A 17,740-nucleotide genomic window follows, 5' to 3' on the forward strand; every position below is an offset into this window, starting at 1 on the left:
GCCGCTCACCGTGCCGGACGGCGGGCCCCCCGGGGTGTGCCCGGGAGGCCCGCACGCCGTGCTACATCGGGGCCATCTTGTCCACGATGCCGGGGTTCTTGGCCATCCACGCCTTGACGGCGTCCTCCTCGTGGCCGGTCCCCGCCTTCTTGATCTGGCTCTCCAGACCGCCCAGCTCCGCGTCCGACATGTGGAAGTTCTTCAGCCACTTGGTCAGCTGCGGGTACTGCTGGGGGAACTTCTTGCTGGCCACGGTGGTCAGCTTGTCACCGGAGCCGAACGCCTTCTGCGGGTCGGCGAGCTTGGTCAGCTTGTACGTGCTGTAGGCCCAGTGCGGGGACCACAGCACGACGGCGACCGGCTTCTTCTGCGCGTAGTCGCGCTTGAGCTCGGCGAGCATGCCGGGCGTCGAGCCGTCGACGACCTTGTACTCCTTGTCGACGCCGTACGTCGGCAGGACCTTGTGCTTGAGGAGGTTCATCTCCTCGGTGCCCGGCTCGATCCCGATGATCCGGTTGCCGAACTCCTTGCCCTTGCCCTTGAGGTCGCTGTACGTCTTCACGCCCTTGACGTAGCTGGGCACCGCCACCTCCAGCGAGGTCGGCCCGTACCAGTACCCGATCTTGGTCAGGTCCTGGTGGTACTTGTCCCAGTACGGCTTCTGCGTGTACGGCAGCCAGCCGTCGAACTGCACGTCGAGCTGGCCCCTGGAGAGCGCCGCGTACATCGGGCCCACGTCGAACTGCTTGAGGTTCATCGTGTAGCCGCGCTTGGCCAGCACCTCCTTCCAGAGGTAGGTGGCCGCGACGTCCTCGTCCCAGGGGAACCAGGCGACGTTCAGCGGACGGGCGGCCTCCTTGGCGACGGCCGCCGCGACCGCCTTGTTCTGCTTCGGCACCGGGGCCCACTTGCCCGCCTGGCCGGGGTTGGCCTTCAGCCAGGTCTTCACGGCGTCCAGCTCGTGGCCCTTGCCGGCCTTCTGGATCTCCGCCTCAAGGCTGCTGAGCTGGGTCTCGCTCATGTGGAAGTTCTTCAGCCAGCCGGCCACGGTGGGGTTGTCGGCGGTGAAGCCCTTGCGGGCCAGCGCGTGGATGCTGTCGCCCTTGCCCCAGGCGTTCTTGGGGTCGGCGAGCTTCGTGAGCTTGTACGTGCTGTACGCCCAGTGCGGCGACCACAGCACGACGGCCACCGGCTTCTTGGCCTGGTAGTCGCGCTTCAGCTCGGAGAGCATGCTCGGCGTGGAGCCGTCGGTGACGGTGTACTCCTTGTCGAGGCCGTACGCCTTGAGCACCTTCGTCTTGAGCAGGCCCATCTCACCGGCGCTCGGCTCGATGCCGATGATCCGGCCGCCGAACTCCTTGCTCTTGCCCTTGAGGTCCGCCATGGACTTGACGCCCTTGACGTACGAGGGGACGGAGACCTCCAGCGAGGTCTGGTCGTACCACTTGCCCATGTCCTCCAGCTTGCTGCCGTACTTCTTCCAGTAGGCGGCGTGCGTGGTGGGCAGCCAGGAGTCGGTCTGCAGGTCGATCTGGCCGTTGGCCTGGCCCTGGTAGAGCGCGCCGGCGTCGTACTGCCTGACGTCGGCCTTGTAGCCGCGCTCCTGGAGCAGTTCCTGCCACAGGTACGTGGTGGCGATGCCCTCGTCCCACGGGATGTAGCCGATGCTGACGGACTTGCCGTGGCCGACGTTCTGCGTGTCCGCGACCTTGGCGGTGCCCGAGTCCGAGCCGCCGAAGAGGCCGATGCCGCCCGCGGCGAGCGCCAGGACCACGACTCCGACGAGCGCCACGACGGGCTGCGGCCGGTGGTTCCAGACCTTGAGCCCCGCGACCCCGCTCGCCATCTCCCGCGCCTTGGCGAGGGTGCGGCGGCCGAGCGGCGAAACCTGCTGGCCCAGCGCGCCGGTCATCCGGTCGAGGTAGATCGCCACGATGACGATGGAGATGCCGGCCTCGAAGCCGAGGCCGATGTTGACGTTGCCGATGGCCTGGAAGACGTCGCCGCCGAGGCCGCCGCCGCCGACCATGCCGGCGATGACCACCATGGAGAGCGCGAGCATCACGTTCTGGGTGACACCGGCCATGATCGTCTGCATGGCGAGGGGCAGCTGGACCCGCAGCAGCGTCTGGCGCGGGGGCGTGCCGAACGCGTCTGCGGCCTCGACCAGCTCCTCGTCGACCTGGCGGATGCCCAGCTCGGTCATGCGGACGCCGGGGGGCAGGGCGAAGACGATCGTCGCGATGATGCCGGGCACGACGCCGACGCCGAAGAAGATCACGCCGGGGATCAGGTAGACCATGGCGGGCATGGTCTGCATGAAGTCCAGGATCGGCCGGAACACCTGGCTGACGGTCTTGGACCTCGCGGCCCAGATGCCGAGCGGCACGCCGATCACCAGGGTGAGGACCGTGGCGACCAGGACGAGCGACAGCGTCTGCATCGAGTGGTCCCACAGCTCGATGGAGTCGATCAGCGCGAAGCCGATGAAGGCGAGCACACCGGCGGACAGGCTCCGCAGCCACCAGGCGATGACGGCGAAGATGCCCGCGAGCAGCAGCGGCTGCGGGGCCGACAGGACGTCGAATATCCAGTCGTAGAGGTGGTTGACGAGCCAGGACACCGCGTTGAACAGCCAGGACAGGTTGTCCTGGAGCCAGTTCACCGCGCTGTCGACCCAGTCGCCCAGTGGGAGCCTAGGCACTGGCCACCGCCTTGCCCGTGGCGGAGTCCGCGTCGGCGGCGCCCTCGCCCCCGGTCCCCTCGCGGGAGTCCGGCGGGGTCATGGGCTCGCCGAGCACGGCGAGCAGCCGGGACCGCGGCACGACGCCGACGAGCGCGCCGTCCCCTCCGGTGACCGCGACCGGCGCCGCGCTGGTCGAGCAGGGCGTGAACAGCTCGATGATCGGCGTGTCCTCGGAGACGGTGGCGGGCGCGGCGGCGAGGACGTCCTCCTCCGTGCGCAGTTCCCTGCCGGAGTCCGTACGGGTGCCGAACGCGGTCTCGGTGTCGGCCATGATGGCGCCGGCGGTGAGCACGCGCGAGCGGTCGACGTCCTGGGTGAAGGACGCGACGTAGTCGTTGGCCGGGGTGACCAGGATGTCCTGCCCGGTGCCGAGCTGGACGATCTTCCCGTCGCGCATCACGGCGATCCGGTCGCCGAGGCGCATGGCCTCGTTCAGGTCGTGCGTGATGAAGACGATGGTCTTCTTGAGCCGCTTCTGGAGCGAGAGCAGCTGGTCCTGCATGTCACGGCGGATCAGCGGGTCGAGGGCGCTGAACGACTCGTCCATGAGGAGCAGGTCCGCGTCGGTGGCCAGCGCGCGGGCGAGGCCCACGCGCTGCTGCATGCCGCCGGAGAGCTCGTCGGGCCAGGAGTCCTCCCAGCCGCCGAGCCCGGCGAGCTCCAGGGCCTCGCGGGCCTTGGCCTCGCGCTGCTTGCGCGGGACGCCCTGGACCTCGAGGCCGTAGCCCGCGTTCTCCAGCACGCTGCGGTGCGGGAAGAGGGCGAAGTGCTGGAAGACCATGCTGATCTTGGTCGACCTGACGGTGCGCAGCCCCTCCTTGGACAGGGCCGTGAGGTCCTGCCCGTCGAAGAGGACCCGCCCGGCGGTCGGTTCGAGCAGGCCGTTCAGCATGCGCAGCAAGGTGGACTTGCCGGAGCCCGACAAGCCCATCACCACGAAGATCTGCCCCGGCTCGACCGTGAAGGATGCATCGATGACAGCGGCCGTCGTTCCGTCCGCGCGAAGCTCCTCGCGGTCCGCGCCTTCGCGGAGCTTCGTCACGGCCTCATCGGGTCGTCTGCCGAACACTTTGTACAAGTGCTCGGCTTGCAGCCTGGACACATAAACCTCACGGGTCGAACCGGAAAACGGCCCGCCACCCCCGCCGGGCGAGCCGTGGAGCGGCACGGGGTCTGCCCGCTTCGCCGGCCGTCCGGCCGCCTTGGGCCGGAGGCTGGTCCGCTCCGGCTGCGCACCTGCCCTCACTTGTACAGACCAAACAATTATGTGATCTACATCACATCAAGAGGGCGTGTCGCTCTTGCACGCGGGACATCCCGGGTGATCACGGTCAACCCCGGCTGTCGGTGCCGTACGGCATCATCGGCGGCGTGACGCGACGCCTGATGCTCCTCGACACCGCCTCCCTCTACTTCCGCGCGTACTACGGCGTGCCCGACTCCGTGCGCGCCCCCGACGGCACCCCGGTCAACGCCGTGCGCGGCCTGCTCGACTTCATCGCCAGACTGGTCCAGGACCACCGGCCGGATGCCCTGGTGGCCTGCATGGACGCCGACTGGCGCCCGCGGTGGCGGGTCGAGCTCATCCCTTCCTACAAGGCGCACCGGGTCGCCGAGGAGGCCCCTGCGGCCGGCACCGGCGGCAGCGATGTCGAGGAGGTGCCGGACACGCTCTCGCCGCAGGTCCCCGTCATCGAGGACGTGCTGGACGCGCTGGGGATCGCGCGCGCCGGCGTCCCGGACTACGAGGCGGACGACGTGATCGGCACGTTCACCGCGCGGGCGACGGGCCCCGTCGACATCGTCACCGGCGACCGCGACCTCTACCAGCTGGTCGACGACGCGCGCGGGGTGCGCGTGCTGTACCCCGTCAAGGGCGTCGGCACCCTCCAGCTCACCGACGAGGCCGTGCTGCGGGAGAAGTACGGGGTCTCCGGCGCGCGCTACGCGGACCTGGCGCTGCTGCGCGGCGACCCGAGCGACGGTCTCCCCGGCGTGCCCGGCATCGGCGAGAAGACCGCGGCCAAGCTGCTCGACTCCTACGGCGACCTCGCGGGAATCCTGGCCGCGGTGGACGACCCGCACACCAGGCTCACCCCCTCCCAGCGGGGGCGCCTCGCCGAGGCGCGGCCCTATCTGGCGGTCGCGCCGCGGGTCGTACGGGTCGCCTCCGACGTGCCGCTGCCCGCGGTGGACTCCACGCTGCCGAAGGCGCCGCGCGACCCCGAGGCGCTGGACGCCCTGGCGCGGCGGTGGGGGCTCGGCGGATCGCTGGCTCGGCTCCTCTCCACGCTCACCCGCTGAGGTGTTAACTTAGGTAAGCCTAATCTGATATCCACAACGATCAGGGGAGTTGGCCGTGGCGGAGGAACCGCGCCGCAAGGCACCGAGGGTCCGCGAGGCGCGCGTGCTGCGCACCGAGCGCATCACCCCGCACATGGTGCGGATCGTGCTCGGCGGAGAGGACCTGGCCGCCGTCGAGTGCGGCGAGTTCACCGACCACTACGTGAAGGTGGTCTTCGGCGCCCCGGGCGTCACCTACCCCGAGCCGTACGACATGGAGCGCATCCGCGCGGAGTTCCCCCGCGAGCAGTGGCCCACCACGCGCACGTACACGGTGCGCGCCTTCGACCGGGACGCGCTGGAGATGACGATCGACTTCGTCGTCCACGGCGACCAGGGGCTCGCGGGCCCCTGGGCCGCCAGGGCAGAACCCGGCGAGACGGTCCGCTTCCTCGGCCCCGGCGGCGGCTACGCGCCGTCCGCGGACGCCGACTGGCACCTGCTCGCGGGCGACGAGAGCGCGCTCCCCGCGATCGCCGCCTCCCTTGAGCAGGTCCCCGCAGAGGCCCCGGTGCACGCGTTCGTGGAGATCGAGGGCCCCGAGGAGGAGCAGAAGATCGCCTGCCCCGACGGCGTCGAGGTGACCTGGCTGCACCGCGCGGGCCGTCCGGTCGGCGAGGCGCTGGTCGCCGCGGTGCGCGCGCTGGACTTCCCCGAGGGGTCCGTGCACGCGTTCGTCCACGGCGAGGCCGGCTTCGTGAAGGAGCTGCGCCGCCACCTGCGCCACGACCGCAAGGTGCCCGTCGAGCGCCTCTCCGTCTCCGGGTACTGGCGGCACGGCCACGACGACGAGGCGTGGCGCGCCGTCAAGCGCGAGTGGAACGCCCAGGTGGAGCGCGAGCAGGAGGGCCAGGTCCCGGCCTGAGCCCGACCCGCCCGTGCGGCCACGCCGCGCGGGCGGCCCGAGGTCCGCGCTCCGGGGCCGCGCCCCGCGAGAATGCGCGGCATGACCGTTGCCGTCGCCCTCTTCACCTCCGACCTGCGCGTCCACGACCAGCCCGTGCTGCATGCCGCGTTGAGAGCCGCGGACCAGGTGGTCCCGCTGTTCGTGCGCGACGACGGCATCCACCGCGCCGGGTTCGACGCGCCGAACCGGCGGGCGTTCCTCGCCGACTGCCTTGCCTCGCTCGACGCGGGGCTGCGCGAGCGGGGCGGCCGCCTCGTCGTCCGTACGGGTGAAACCGTCGACCAGGTCTGCCGGGTGGTGCGCGAGACCGGCGCGCACGAGGTGCATGTCGCCGCCGGCGTCAGCGGGTACGCGCTGGGCCGCGAGGAGCGGCTGCGCGAGGCGCTCACCGGCCTGCGGTGCGCGCTGCACGCCCACGACGCCGTGGTCACGGCCCTGCCGCCGGGCCGTGTCACCCCCGCCTCGGGCGACCACTTCGCCGTCTTCACCCCCTACTTCAGGCGCTGGCAGCAGGAGGGCGTACGCGCGGCACTCGGCGCGCCCAGATCCGTGGACGTGCCCCGGGTGAAGGGCGAGGAGCCGCTCCGCAGGGCCGGTGTCGCCGGCGTCTCCCCCGGGGTGCCCGAGGGCGGCGAGGCGGCGGCCCGCGAGCGGCTCACAGCCTGGCTGCGCTCCGGCATCACGGAGTACGGGGACCGACACGACGACCTCGCGGGCGACGCCACGTCACGGCTCTCGCCCTACCTCCACTTCGGCTGCCTCTCCGCCGTGGAGCTGGTGCACCGGGCCGGCCGCAAGGGCGGCGCGGGGGCCGACGCCTTCGTACGGCAGCTCGCCTGGCGCGACTTCCACCACCAGGTGCTCGCCGCACGTCCCGCCGCCTCCTGGTCCGACTACCGGGACCGGGGCGACCGCTGGTCCACGGGGGCCGACACGGACCGGGCCGTCGAGGCGTGGCGGCAGGGCCGCACCGGTTACCCGGTGGTGGACGCGGCGATGCGGCAGCTGCGCCACGAGGGCTGGATGCACAACAGGGCGCGCCTGCTCGTCGCGAGCTTCCTCACCAAGACGCTCTACGCGGACTGGCGCGTCGGCGCCGAGCACTTCCTCGGCCTGCTCGTCGACGGCGACCTCGCGAACAACCAGCTCAACTGGCAGTGGGCCGCGGGCACCGGAACCGACACCCGCCCCAACCGGGTCCTCAACCCGCTCACCCAGGCCAGGCGGTTCGACCCGCGGGGCAGCTATGTGCGGCGCTGGGTGCCCGAGCTCGCGGACGTGGCGGGCGCCGCGGTGCACCGGCCCTGGCGCCTGCCCGAGCCCGAGCGCGCCGCGCTCGACTACCCGGATCCGGTGGTCGACCTGGCCGCGGGCCGCGACCGCTTCCTGCGTGCCAGGGGGGCCTGAGCCCCGGGAGGCGGCCCCGGTACCGGGCCCCCACGGCACGGGCCCGCACGGTCCGTGCCGGAGCCGCCCGGCCGCTCAGCCCACCGAGCTGTACGCCACCACGCCGCGCCGCATCCCCTCGATCGCCCTGCGGGCGTTGCGCGCGACCGTGGACTCCTCGGAGGACGGGACCGCCGCGACCTGCCCCAGCACGTCGATGACCTGCTTGCACCAGCGCACGAAATCGCCCGCGGGCATCTCGGCCTCCCGCAGCACCTCGTCGAGGCCCCGGCCGGACGCCCACATGTACGCCGCCCAGGCGAAGCCGAGGTCCGGCTCACGCTGGCCGACGCCCTCCGCCTGGTTGATGCGGAACTCGTCCTCCAGCGCGTCGAGCCGGCCCCAGGTCCTGACCATCTCCGCGAGCGCCGTCTTCGCGGGGCCCGAGGGCGTCTTGGGCACCACCGCGTCCTCGGTCTGCCGTGACTCGAAGACCAGGGCCGACACGCAAGCGGCCAGTTCGGCGGGCCCGAGCCCCTCCCACACGCCCTCCCGCAGGCACTCACTCGCGAGCAGGTCGAGCTCGCCGTAGAGGCGGGCGAGCCGCCTGCCGTGCGAGGTGACCTCGTCGCCGCGCAGGTAGTCGAGCTCCGTGAGCAGCCCGACGATCCGGTCGAAGGTCCGCGCGATGGTGTTCGTACGCCCCTCGATCCGGCGCTCCAGCTGGCGCGTGTCGCGGGTCAGCCGGTGGTAGCGCTCGGCCCACCGCGCGTGGTCCTCGCGCTCGCTGCACCCGTGGCACGGGTGGGCGCGCAGCGCCGCGCGCAGCCGGGCGATCTCCCGGTCGTCGGCGGCCGCGGCGCGCTGCCTCCGGTGCCGCTCGGGCGCGATGTGCCCGGCCTTCGTGCGCAGCGCCGACGCCAGGTCGCGGCGCGACTGGGGCGAGCGCGCGTTGAACGACTTCGGGATGCGCATCCGTTCGAGGGGCTCGACCGGCACCGGGAAGTCGATCGAGCCGAGCCGCTTGACCTGCCGCTCCACGGTCAGCACCAGCGGGCGCGGGCCCTCGTGGTACTCCACTCCCGCGTGTCCGCGGTGCCCGCCCGTCCGGCCCGCGGGCACTCCCGGGTCGAGCACCAGGGCGAGACCCGCGAACTTGCCGGTCGGCACGTGGATCACGTCGCCCGGCTTGAGCTTCTCTAGCGAGGCGGCCGCCTGCGCCCTGCGCTGCGCTGCGCCCTGCTTGGCCAGCTCGTTCTCCCGGTCCTTGAGCTCCCTGCGCAGCCGCGCGTACTCCTCGAAGTCACCGAGGTGGCAGGTCATGCCCTCGCGGTAGCCCGCGAGGCCCTCCTCGTTGCGCTGGACCTGCCGGGAGATCCCGACGACCGACCGGTCCGCCTGGAACTGCGCGAAGGACGTCTCCAGCAGCTCCCGCGACCGGTGGCGGCCGAACTGCTTGACCAGGTTGACGGCCATGTTGTACGAGGGCCGGAAGCTGGAGCGCAGCGGATACGTGCGTGTGCCCGCGAGCCCGGCGAGGGCGCCCGGGTCCATCCCGCGCTGCCACAGCACCACCGCATGGCCCTCGACGTCGATGCCGCGCCGCCCCGCCCGCCCGGTGAGCTGGGTGTACTCCCCCGGTGTGATGTCGGCGTGCTGCTCGCCGTTCCACTTGACGAGCTTCTCGAGGATCACCGTGCGCGCGGGCATGTTGATGCCGAGCGCCAGCGTCTCGGTGGCGAAGACCGCCTTGACCAGACCCCGGACGAACAGCTCCTCCACGACCTCCTTGAACGTCGGCAGCATCCCCGCATGGTGGGCCGCGATGCCCCGCTCAAGCCCTTCGAGCCACTCGTAGTAGCCGAGGACGTGCAGGTCCTCGGTGGGGATGGAGGACGTGCGCTGCTCGACGATCTCGCGGACCTCGGCGCGCGCGGCCTCGCCGTTGAGCCGCAGGCCCGCGTAGAGGCACTGCTGCACGGCGGCCTCGCAGCCGGCCCGGCTGAAGATGAACGTGATCGCGGGCAGCAGGCCCTCGGCGTCGAGCCGGTCGATCACCTCGGGCCGCGACGGCGTCCAGATCCGGCTGCGCTGTCTTCGCTCGCGCTCGCGGTCGGCCTCGCGGACCATCTTGCCGCGCCTGCGGTCGCGCGGGTTGTACGTGCGCTGGTTCTCCATCCTGGCCATCCGGACCAGGTCGGGGTTGACCTCGCGCTTCGCCTCGCCACGGCCGCCGTGGTCGGTCTCCTCCTCGAAGAGGTCGTACATCCGGCGGCCGGCGAGCACGTGCTGCCACAGCGGCACGGGCCGGTGCTCGGAGACGATGACGGCGGTGTCGCCGCGCACGGTGTCGAGCCAGTCGCCGAACTCCTCGGCGTTGGAGACCGTCGCGGAGAGCGACACCAGCGTCACCGAGTCCGGCAGGTGGATGATCACCTCTTCCCAGACCGCGCCGCGGAACCGGTCGGAAAGGTAGTGCACCTCGTCCATGACGACATAGCCGAGGCCGGTGAGCGCCTGGGAGCCCGCGTAGAGCATGTTGCGCAGGACCTCGGTGGTCATGACGACCACCGGCGCGTCCGCGTTGACGCTGTTGTCGCCGGTCAGCAGGCCGACCTTGTCGGCTCCGTACCGGGCCGCGAGGTCGGCGTACTTCTGGTTGGACAGCGCCTTGATGGGGGTCGTGTAGAAGCACTTGCGGCCCTCTCCGAGGGCCAGGTGCACCGCGAACTCGCCGACGATGGTCTTGCCCGAGCCGGTCGGCGCCGCGACCAGCACCCCCTTTCCCGACTCAAGGGCCTCGCACGCCTCGATCTGGAAGGGGTCGAGGCCGAACTCGTACATCTCGCGGAAGGGGGCGAGCGCGGTGGCCTGTACGGCATTGCGGATACGGGCGGCCGCGTAGCGCTCGGCGGGAGAAAGGTCCTCTGTCATCTCGCCCACGAGCCTACCCGCCACCTCGGACACTCACCTCGGTCTTTCGCCCCGGTCCACCGGCGGCGCGCCGGTGGACGGGTACGCCGGACGGGCCGGCACGCCGGGTACGCGGGTGTGCGCGGACGGCTCCCCGCACGCGGCGTGCGGGGAGCGGGGCCGGGACGGAGAAGGCGGGTCAGGTCACGTCGTCGAAACCGTTGACCCGGTGCGCGTCGGACTGCTCCGGCAGGGCGGGGGTCGAGCCGACCGGCTCGACGGGCTCGACGCGCTGTGGGGCCAGATCGAGGTCGGACGCCTCGTCGTCGGCGGGGCCGCCCTCGTCGCGCAGCCGCTTGCGCCGGTCGTTGAGGTAGGCGACGAAACAGGCGGCGAAGTAGAGGATCCAGATGGGCGCGGCCAGGGCCAGCATCGACAGCGGGTCGGTGCTGGGAGTGGCCACCGCGGCGAACACCGTGATCCCCATGATCATCAGCCGCCACCAGCCCAGCATCCGCTTGGCGCTGATGATCCCGACGAAGTTGAGCATCACCAGCAGGAGCGGCATCTCGAAGGAGAGGCCGAAGACGAGGACCATGCGCGTGACGAGGTCGAGCAGGTCGTCGAGGGGCAGCAGGTTGGCGATGTTGTTCGGCGTGAAGTCGAGGAGGACCTTGGCCGTGGTCGGCAGCACCTCGTAGGCGAAGAAGGCGCCGAAGAAGAACAGCGGCACGCCGCTGCCGACGAAGATGAGCGCGTACTTCTTCTCGTGCCGGTGCAGGCCGGGGGCGATGAACGCCCACAGCTGGTACAGCCAGATCGGCGAGGCGCACACGACGCCCGCCATCAGGGTGACCTTCAGGGCCAGCGAGAACGGGCCGAGCAGGCCGTTCATCGTGATGTTGGCGCAGGGCTGGCCCTTGTGGTGGGCGAGCGAGGTGAAGTCACCCGTGCACCCGACGGACTGGAGGACCGGGTGGGTGAAGAAGTTGATGATGTCGTTGTAGAAGAACCCGGCGACACAGGCGACGACGACGATCGCCAGGAGGCCCTTCGCCAACCTGTTGCGCAGCTCCCTCAGGTGCTCCACGAGGGGCATGCGCCCCTCGGGGTCCTTCTGCTGCTTGCGGGCAGAGCTGGCCAACCCACTTCCTCATCTCGTGCGGCGGACACACGCCAGCAGGCGGCGCCGCTCCTGGCCCTTGGTGCGGTACGGCTCAGCGCTGGGTGGTGTCCGAGGGCTCGGTGACCGGGCGGGCAGTCGTCACGTCGCCGGGCGCGGCCTTGATGGTGCGCTGGGCCTCGGCGTCGTGCGGCGGGTCGGCGGGGGCGCTCTGGCCCTGCTCCGACTTCATCGCCTTCGCCTCGCTCTTGAGGATGCGGGCGGACTTGCCGAGCGAACGCGCCATGTCCGGGAGTTTCTTCGCACCGAACAGCAGGACGATCACGACGAGGATGAGAATGATCTCGGGGGCGCCGAGCCTTCCGAACATAATGGTTTACCTTCTCACCGAGGCGGCATGGGGGGCCTGCGTCACACAGGGCGGACAGATGCCCGACCGGTGTCCTACGCAAGGATCGTAAACCCCGGGGATGAACCCCGGGCAATCCCTGTGCGTACTTCCCGCTGCGGCCCAATGCCTCGCTCGCTGGGCCACGGACGCCAGCGTACCCGCCGAACACGCATTCCAGGAGGGGGCGGAGGGATGCGGGCCGCCCGCGACTCCCCCCGCGCGGCGTCCCGGCCGCCGGGCCCCGCGCGGCCCTACCGCAGGGCCTCACCCGACGCGGCCATCCGCTCGGCGGCCCGTTCGAGGTCCGCTGCCGCCCGGTTGATCCGGTCGGTGGTGTGGGCCACTTGGCGGCCGAGCCGCTGGGTTTCGAGGAAGACGCGGACGGCGAGCACACCGAGCACGGCGATCCCGCAAAGTCGGAGGCCAAGCGGTCTTAGGAAGACAACGTGCGATCCCAACTCCTTGGCTCACAGAACGACATGGCTACGATCCGACTTGCGTGCGCGACACCGTGCAGGCGGAGCGTCCTGACGCCACCCTCGCTGAGCAGTTCCACGATCCGCTCCCCCGCGGGCTTGCGGACCGAGGCCTCGCAGTCCGGGCAGGTGAAGGAGTAGGACGTGGTGCGCCTGCTGGCGCCTATGGCCAGCAGGAAGGCGTCGGCTGGCAGTTCGAAGCTGGCCCGGCACTCGGGGCAGGCGGCCTTGAAGCGCACGGGCGCGACGGCGGTGAGCTCGTACTGGGGCGCGTCGTAGGCGGGGCCTGGCGTGTCGGACCCGTCGGGCGTGGGGGGCATGGGTTCCCGGGTCTCCTTCTACTCGCGGCCTTGACGACCTGCGCGGTCCGCGGGCGCGTGGGGTACGCCCTGCGGGTGGGGGGACGGCGGCCGTGCGGCGGCGTCCTCGGGCGCCGCCCCTTCGTCGTACGGGCGGACGCCGGTGTCCCCCGCGCCCTCGTACGCGGCGAGCGCGTCGCGTGCCGCCTGCCGGGCGCTCTGCGCGAGGTCGGGCGGGGAGACGATGCGGCCCTCGCCGCCGAGCCGGAGCGCGAGGCGGCGCAGCGAGGCGGGCGCGGGGGTGCGCAGCGTGATGCGCAGGCCGCCGTCCGGCAGCTCCTCCGCACTGTCGTGCGGGTAGTACTCGGCGACCCAGCGCCCGCCGGGGCCGACCTCCACGACGACCTCCGGGTCGTCGGCGGAGGGCTGCACGAGCCCCTCCGACAGGTCGCGGGGCTCGATGGCGGGCGGCGCCGCGGGCTCGTCGAGCAGTTTGATCTCGGCGACGCGGTCGAGCCGGAAGGTGCGGCGGGCCTCGGAGAGGTGGCACCACCCCTCCAGATAGGTGTGGCCGACCGCGAACAGCCTGATCGGGTCCACCTCCCGCTCGGTCAGCTCGTCCCGCGCGGGCGAGTAGTAGCGCAGCCAGAGCCTGCGCCGCTCGGAGATGGCCCGGTCGACGTCGGCGAAGACCCCGCCCTCGGACTCGAAGGTGACGGAGAGCCGGGAGCTGGCGCCCGCCGCCTCGCCCGCCGCGGCCTCCAGCTTGGCGGTGGCGCGCAGCAGCGCCTCCCGGTCGCCGTCGCGCAGCCCCGGGAGGGTCGCGACGGCGCGGGCCGCGACAAGCAGCGCGGTGGCCTCGTCCGCGGCGATCCGCAGCGGCTCCGCGACGTCGTCGGGGTTGTGCCACCAGATGCGGTCGCCGTCCGTGTCGATGTCGAGGAGGTCACCGCCGCGGAAGCTGGTACCGCACATGGGCAGCACGTCCAGGTCCGCGATGAGTTCGTCCTCGCTGATGCCGAAGGCCCTGGCCACGTCGGAGACATGGGCGCCGGGCCGCTCGCGCAGATAGGTGACGAGCGACAGCATGCGTCTGGTGCGGTCGATGGCGTTGCCGTTGGCGGTGGCCATGGTGCGTGTTCCCCTTCTCAGCCCTCGGCCACGGCGCGCAGCCGGTCCACGACGTCGGCCCGCAGGTCGGCGGGTTCCCGTACGACCACGTCGGGGCCGAACTCGACGAGCCACGCGTCGAGGCCGTGCCCGTAGGGGATCTCCAGTTCGTCCCAGCCGTCGCCGAGGTCGCGTGAGGAGAGCGCCTTGGCGCGCAGCGGGTATCCGGCCCCGGCCCGCAGCCGGATCAGCGCCGAGCGGGTCGCGGTCTCACCCGCCCAGGTCTCGACGGTCTCCCTGACGGTGGAGACGTCGGGCACGGGTGCGGTGAAGGAGCCGTTCCTGGTCCTGACGCGCCCGCTGATCCGGGAGAGCCGGAAGACGCGCTCGGCGCCACGGTCGCGGTCGTGGCCCGCCAGGTACCAGTGGCCGCGCCAGCACTCCAGCGTCCAGGGCTCGACCTGCCGCTGCTCGGGGCGGGCCGCGCTGGCCTTGCGGTAGTCGAAGGAGACGGGCCTGCGGTCCCGGCAGGCGAGCATCAGCGGCTCGAAGGCGGCCTCGTGCACGGGGATGCGGGGTTCGAGCGCGCTGTGGTGCGCCTCGTAGCTGTCCTCGGCCTCGGGCATGCCGGCGGCGCGCAGCTTGTGCAGGGCACCGCTCGCGGCGCCCGCGAGGCGCGCCTGCTGCCAGACGCGGGCGGCGACGCCGAGCGCGGCGGCCTCCTCGGCGTCCAGGGTGATGGCGGGCAGCCGGTTGCTGTCCCGGCGGGCGAGGTAGCCGGTCTCCCCGTCGAGTCCCTCGACGGTCTCGATGACGAGGCCGAGTTCGCGCAGGTCGTCCTTGTCCCGCTCGAACATCCGGTTGAAGCCGTCGTCGGTGGCCGCTTCCAGGTACGCCTCGATGGAGCCGCGCAGCTCGCGCTTGCTGAGGGGGCGTCGGGTCCCGAGCAGACACAGCGCCAGGTTCATCAGCCGCTCTGCCTTGGCAATGGCCATCGACGCCCCTCCGTGTGGTGCCTGTGCTGGTCGACGGTACCGCCACGGGGCGGACCTGGAAAAGCTGAGGGCCCGCGCCGACCGGCACGGGCCCTCTCGCGAACGGAAATGATCAGACCGCGATCAGATCGCAGACGAAGATCAGCGTCTCGCCGGGGGCGATGCGGCCGCCCGCGCCCTGGTCCCCGTAGGCCAGGTGCGCCGGGATGATCAGCTGGCGGCGCCCGCCGACCTTCATGCCCTGCACGCCCTTGTCCCAGCCGGGGATGACCTGGCCGACACCGAGCTGGAACCTGAGCGGGGTGCCGCGGTTCCACGAGGAGTCGAACTCCTCACCGGTGGAGAACGCCACGCCCACGTAGTGGACCGCGACGGTGTCGCCGGCCTTCGCCTCGGCGCCGTCGCCCTCCCAGAGGTCCTTGATCTCCAGGTCGGCGGGCGGCTCGCCGCCGGGGAAGTCGACCTCGGGCTTCTCGTTCTTCACTGCACTGCTCCTCGCGGGTTGTACGCGTTGCTCTGGTGAACCGCCCAAGTCTTACACTGCGCCGAGGATGTCCACGACGAAGACCAGGGTCGAGTTCTTGGGCAGGTCCGGACTCGGGGACTGGTCGCCGTAGCCGAGGCTCGGCGGGATCACCAGCAGGACGCGGCTGCCGACCTTCTGGCCGACGATGCCCTGGTCCCAGCCCTTGATGACGGCGCCGGTGCCGATGGCCGTGGTCAGCGGGACCCCGCTGTTGAAGGAGCTGTCGAACGCCTTGGCGGGCGACTTGCCCTCGTTGGGCTTCCAGGCGGCGCCGGTGTACTGCATCACCACGGTCTGGCCGCTCTTGACGGTCGCGCCCTTGCCGGGGATGAGCGTCTTCTTGACGAGGTCCTTCGGCGGGTCGGACTTCGGCACCTGGATGGTGGCGGGCGCCGCCGCGTCGGCCTTGATCTGCGGCAGGTCCTTCGAGACGGCCGATTGGGAGCCGCTGACCTGCTTGGGCAGGGTCTTCTGGATGTCCAGGACGAACACGAGCGTGTCCTTGCCCTTGACGCCGAGCTGCTGGTTGCCCTGGCTGCCGAAGCCCGCGGTCGGCGGGGCGACCACCAGGACGCGGCTGCCGACCTTCTGGCCGACGACGGCCTGGGAGAACGCGGGGATGATCTGCGGGGAGCCCGCGGGGATCACCTGGGGGGACGCGCCCTTGTCGTACGAGCTGCCGAGGTCCTTGCCGCCCCACACCTTGGCGGTGAAGCCGGCGACGACGAGCTGGTCCTTCTTGATGGCCGGGCCGCTGCCCTGGGAGAGGGAATGGACGACGAACTTGTCGGTCGGCTTCCCCTTCGGGACGCTGATGTCGGCCTTCTTGCCCGACGCGCCGGCGACGGACGGCATCGGGTCGGCCGAGCCGACCGGCGTCGGCGGTTTCGCCGGTGCTGACGCGCTCGGACTCGGTGCAGCCGATGACGCCGCGTCGTCCTTCTTGTTGTCACCGCCGCAGGCTGCGGTCAGCACCAAGGCCGGCACGATCAGCAAGGCTGCAAGACTGCGTCGCACAGTGGGTCCTCGTGGGGTAGGCGTTAGATCAGTGGCCGCCACTCTACGACTCTTCCCCCACCCGTCACCCTCGTCGCACGGCGTGGGCCCCGTACGCACTCGTACGGGGCCCACGGGCGGAAGGGTGGGACGGCGCGCCCCTCACATCCCCGCGATGAGCTTCTCCACCCGGTCGTCGACGGACCGGAACGGGTCCTTGCACAGCACGGTGCGCTGCGCCTGGTCGTTCAGCTTGAGGTGGACCCAGTCGACGGTGAAGTCCCGCCTCTGCTCCTGGGCCCTGCGGATGAAGTCGCCGCGCAGCCGCGCCCTCGTGGTCTGCGGGGGAACCGACTTGCCCTCGAAGATCCGCAGGTCGTTGGCGACGCGCGTGGCCTGGCCCTTCCTCTCCAGCAGGTAGTAGAGCCCGCGGCGGCGGTGGATGTCGTGGTACGCGAGGTCTATCTGCGCGACCCGGGGGTGCGACATGGTCATGTTGTGCTTCTCGCGGTACCGCTCGATGAGCTTGTACTTCATGACCCAGTCGATCTCGGTGGCGATCTTGTCCAGGTCCTCGGTCTCGATCGCGTCGAGGGTGCGGCCCCACAGTTCGAGCACCCGGTCGACGGTGCCGGTCCGGATGTCGCGGCGCTCGACGAAGTCGACGGCCTTCTCGTAGTACTCGCGCTGGATCTCCAGGGCGGACGCCTCACGCCCGCTGGCCAGGCGCACCTTCCGCCGGCCGGTGATGTCGTGGCTGACCTCGCGGATGGCCCTGATGGGGTTCTCCAGGGTGAGGTCGCGCATCACGGTGCCCGCCTCGATCATCCGCAGCACCAGGTCGGTGGCGCCGACCTTGAGAAGGGTCGTCGTCTCCGACATGTTGGAGTCGCCGACGATGACGTGCAGCCTGCGGTAGCGCTCGGCGTCCGCGTGCGGCTCGTCCCTGGTGTTGATGATCGGCCGGGAGCGGGTCGTCGCCGAGCTGACCCCTTCCCAGATGTGCTCGGCGCGCTGGCTGACGCAGTAGACGGCGCCGCGCGGCGTCTGGAGCACCTTGCCCGCGCCGCACAGCAGCTGGCGCGTGACGAGGAACGGAATGAGGATGTCCGCGAGGCGCGAGAACTCGCCGTGGCGTGCCACCAGATAGTTCTCGTGGCAGCCGTAGGAGTTTCCGGCCGAATCGGTGTTGTTCTTGAACAGGTAGACGTCGCCCGCGATTCCCTCCTCGTGCAGGCGGCGTTCCGCGTCGACGAGCAGGCCCTCCAGAATGCGCTCACCGGCCTTGTCGTGCGTGACCAGCTCGGTCACGTTGTCGCATTCCGGGGTGGCGTATTCCGGATGCGAGCCCACGTCGAGGTAGAGACGGGCGCCGTTGCGCAGGAAGACATTGCTGCTCCGGCCCCATGACACGACACGGCGGAAGAGGTAGCGCGCCACTTCGTCAGGTGACAGTCGGCGCTGTCCCCTGAACGTGCACGTGACGCCGTACTCGTTCTCCAGCCCGAAAATGCGGCGGTCCATGTCTG

The 17,740-nt window shown here is 71.2% G+C and carries 13 protein-coding genes; 3 read left to right on the forward strand and 10 right to left on the reverse strand.

The window, feature by feature from the left end; all coding sequences use genetic code 11:
- Positions 1 to 61: 61 nt before the first annotated feature.
- Together ABEA77_RS13700 and ABEA77_RS13705 are read right to left on the reverse strand one after the other, a co-directional pair.
- Positions 62 to 2,704 carry an ABC transporter permease/substrate binding protein gene (locus ABEA77_RS13700; RefSeq protein WP_345646016.1) on the reverse strand — a complete coding sequence of 881 codons (2,643 nt, stop codon included), beginning with the start codon at positions 2,702 to 2,704 and terminating at the stop codon, positions 62 to 64.
- Positions 2,697 to 3,848, reverse strand: a complete 1,152-nt coding sequence (locus tag ABEA77_RS13705; RefSeq protein ID WP_345646019.1) for a quaternary amine ABC transporter ATP-binding protein — start codon at positions 3,846 to 3,848, stop codon at positions 2,697 to 2,699. Before ABEA77_RS13705 ends, ABEA77_RS13700 begins: the two co-directional genes overlap by 8 nt.
- 245 nt (positions 3,849 to 4,093) lie before the next feature.
- On the opposite strand from ABEA77_RS13705, the gene ABEA77_RS13710 reads away from it, so the two are divergent.
- The 3 genes from ABEA77_RS13710 (at position 4,094) to ABEA77_RS13720 (ending at position 7,403) form a co-directional block, all read left to right on the forward strand.
- Positions 4,094 to 5,050, forward strand: coding sequence for a 5'-3' exonuclease (locus tag ABEA77_RS13710; RefSeq protein WP_345646022.1), 957 nt, complete (start codon positions 4,094 to 4,096; stop codon positions 5,048 to 5,050).
- Positions 5,051 to 5,105: 55 nt separating this feature from the next.
- Entirely contained in the window at positions 5,106 to 5,954 is an 849-nt protein-coding gene (locus ABEA77_RS13715; RefSeq protein ID WP_345646025.1) for a siderophore-interacting protein, read from the forward strand.
- Positions 5,955 to 6,035: 81 nt separating this feature from the next.
- Positions 6,036 to 7,403 (forward strand): cryptochrome/photolyase family protein, encoded by a 1,368-nt coding sequence (locus tag ABEA77_RS13720; protein ID WP_345646028.1) that lies wholly within the window; start codon positions 6,036 to 6,038, stop codon positions 7,401 to 7,403.
- A gap of 75 nt (positions 7,404 to 7,478) precedes the next feature.
- Here ABEA77_RS13720 and ABEA77_RS13725 read toward each other — a convergent pair whose 3' ends face one another.
- The 8 genes from ABEA77_RS13725 to pafA form a co-directional block, all read right to left on the reverse strand.
- Positions 7,479 to 10,316 carry a DEAD/DEAH box helicase gene (locus ABEA77_RS13725; protein ID WP_345646031.1) on the reverse strand — a complete coding sequence of 946 codons (2,838 nt, stop codon included), beginning with the start codon at positions 10,314 to 10,316 and terminating at the stop codon, positions 7,479 to 7,481.
- A gap of 178 nt (positions 10,317 to 10,494) precedes the next feature.
- Entirely contained in the window at positions 10,495 to 11,439 is a 945-nt protein-coding gene (tatC, locus tag ABEA77_RS13730) for a twin-arginine translocase subunit TatC (RefSeq protein WP_345646034.1), read from the reverse strand.
- A gap of 73 nt (positions 11,440 to 11,512) precedes the next feature.
- Positions 11,513 to 11,788, reverse strand: a complete 276-nt coding sequence (tatA, locus tag ABEA77_RS13735) for a Sec-independent protein translocase subunit TatA (protein ID WP_345646036.1) — start codon at positions 11,786 to 11,788, stop codon at positions 11,513 to 11,515.
- A gap of 835 nt (positions 11,789 to 12,623) precedes the next feature.
- Entirely contained in the window at positions 12,624 to 13,715 is a 1,092-nt protein-coding gene (locus ABEA77_RS13750) for a helix-turn-helix transcriptional regulator (protein WP_345646042.1), read from the reverse strand.
- Positions 13,716 to 13,732: 17 nt separating this feature from the next.
- A complete protein-coding gene (locus ABEA77_RS13755) occupies positions 13,733 to 14,689 on the reverse strand; it encodes a helix-turn-helix transcriptional regulator (protein ID WP_345646044.1) in 957 nt (318 codons plus the stop codon).
- Between the two features lie 112 nt (positions 14,690 to 14,801).
- Positions 14,802 to 15,173, reverse strand: a complete 372-nt coding sequence (locus ABEA77_RS13760) for an FKBP-type peptidyl-prolyl cis-trans isomerase (RefSeq protein WP_345646047.1) — start codon at positions 15,171 to 15,173, stop codon at positions 14,802 to 14,804.
- A 51-nt stretch (positions 15,174 to 15,224) separates the two neighbouring features.
- Positions 15,225 to 16,211, reverse strand: coding sequence for an FKBP-type peptidyl-prolyl cis-trans isomerase (locus tag ABEA77_RS13765; RefSeq protein ID WP_345646049.1), 987 nt, complete (start codon positions 16,209 to 16,211; stop codon positions 15,225 to 15,227).
- A gap of 162 nt (positions 16,212 to 16,373) precedes the next feature.
- The gene (gene pafA / locus ABEA77_RS13770; protein ID WP_345646051.1) at positions 16,374 to 17,735 is read right to left on the reverse strand and encodes a Pup--protein ligase; all 1,362 of its coding nucleotides are present in this window, start codon (positions 17,733 to 17,735) and stop codon (positions 16,374 to 16,376) included.
- Positions 17,736 to 17,740: the final 5 nt, after the last annotated feature.

The organism is Streptomyces tremellae, from assembly GCF_039540215.1.
Classification (GTDB): domain Bacteria; phylum Actinomycetota; class Actinomycetes; order Streptomycetales; family Streptomycetaceae; genus Streptomyces; species Streptomyces tremellae.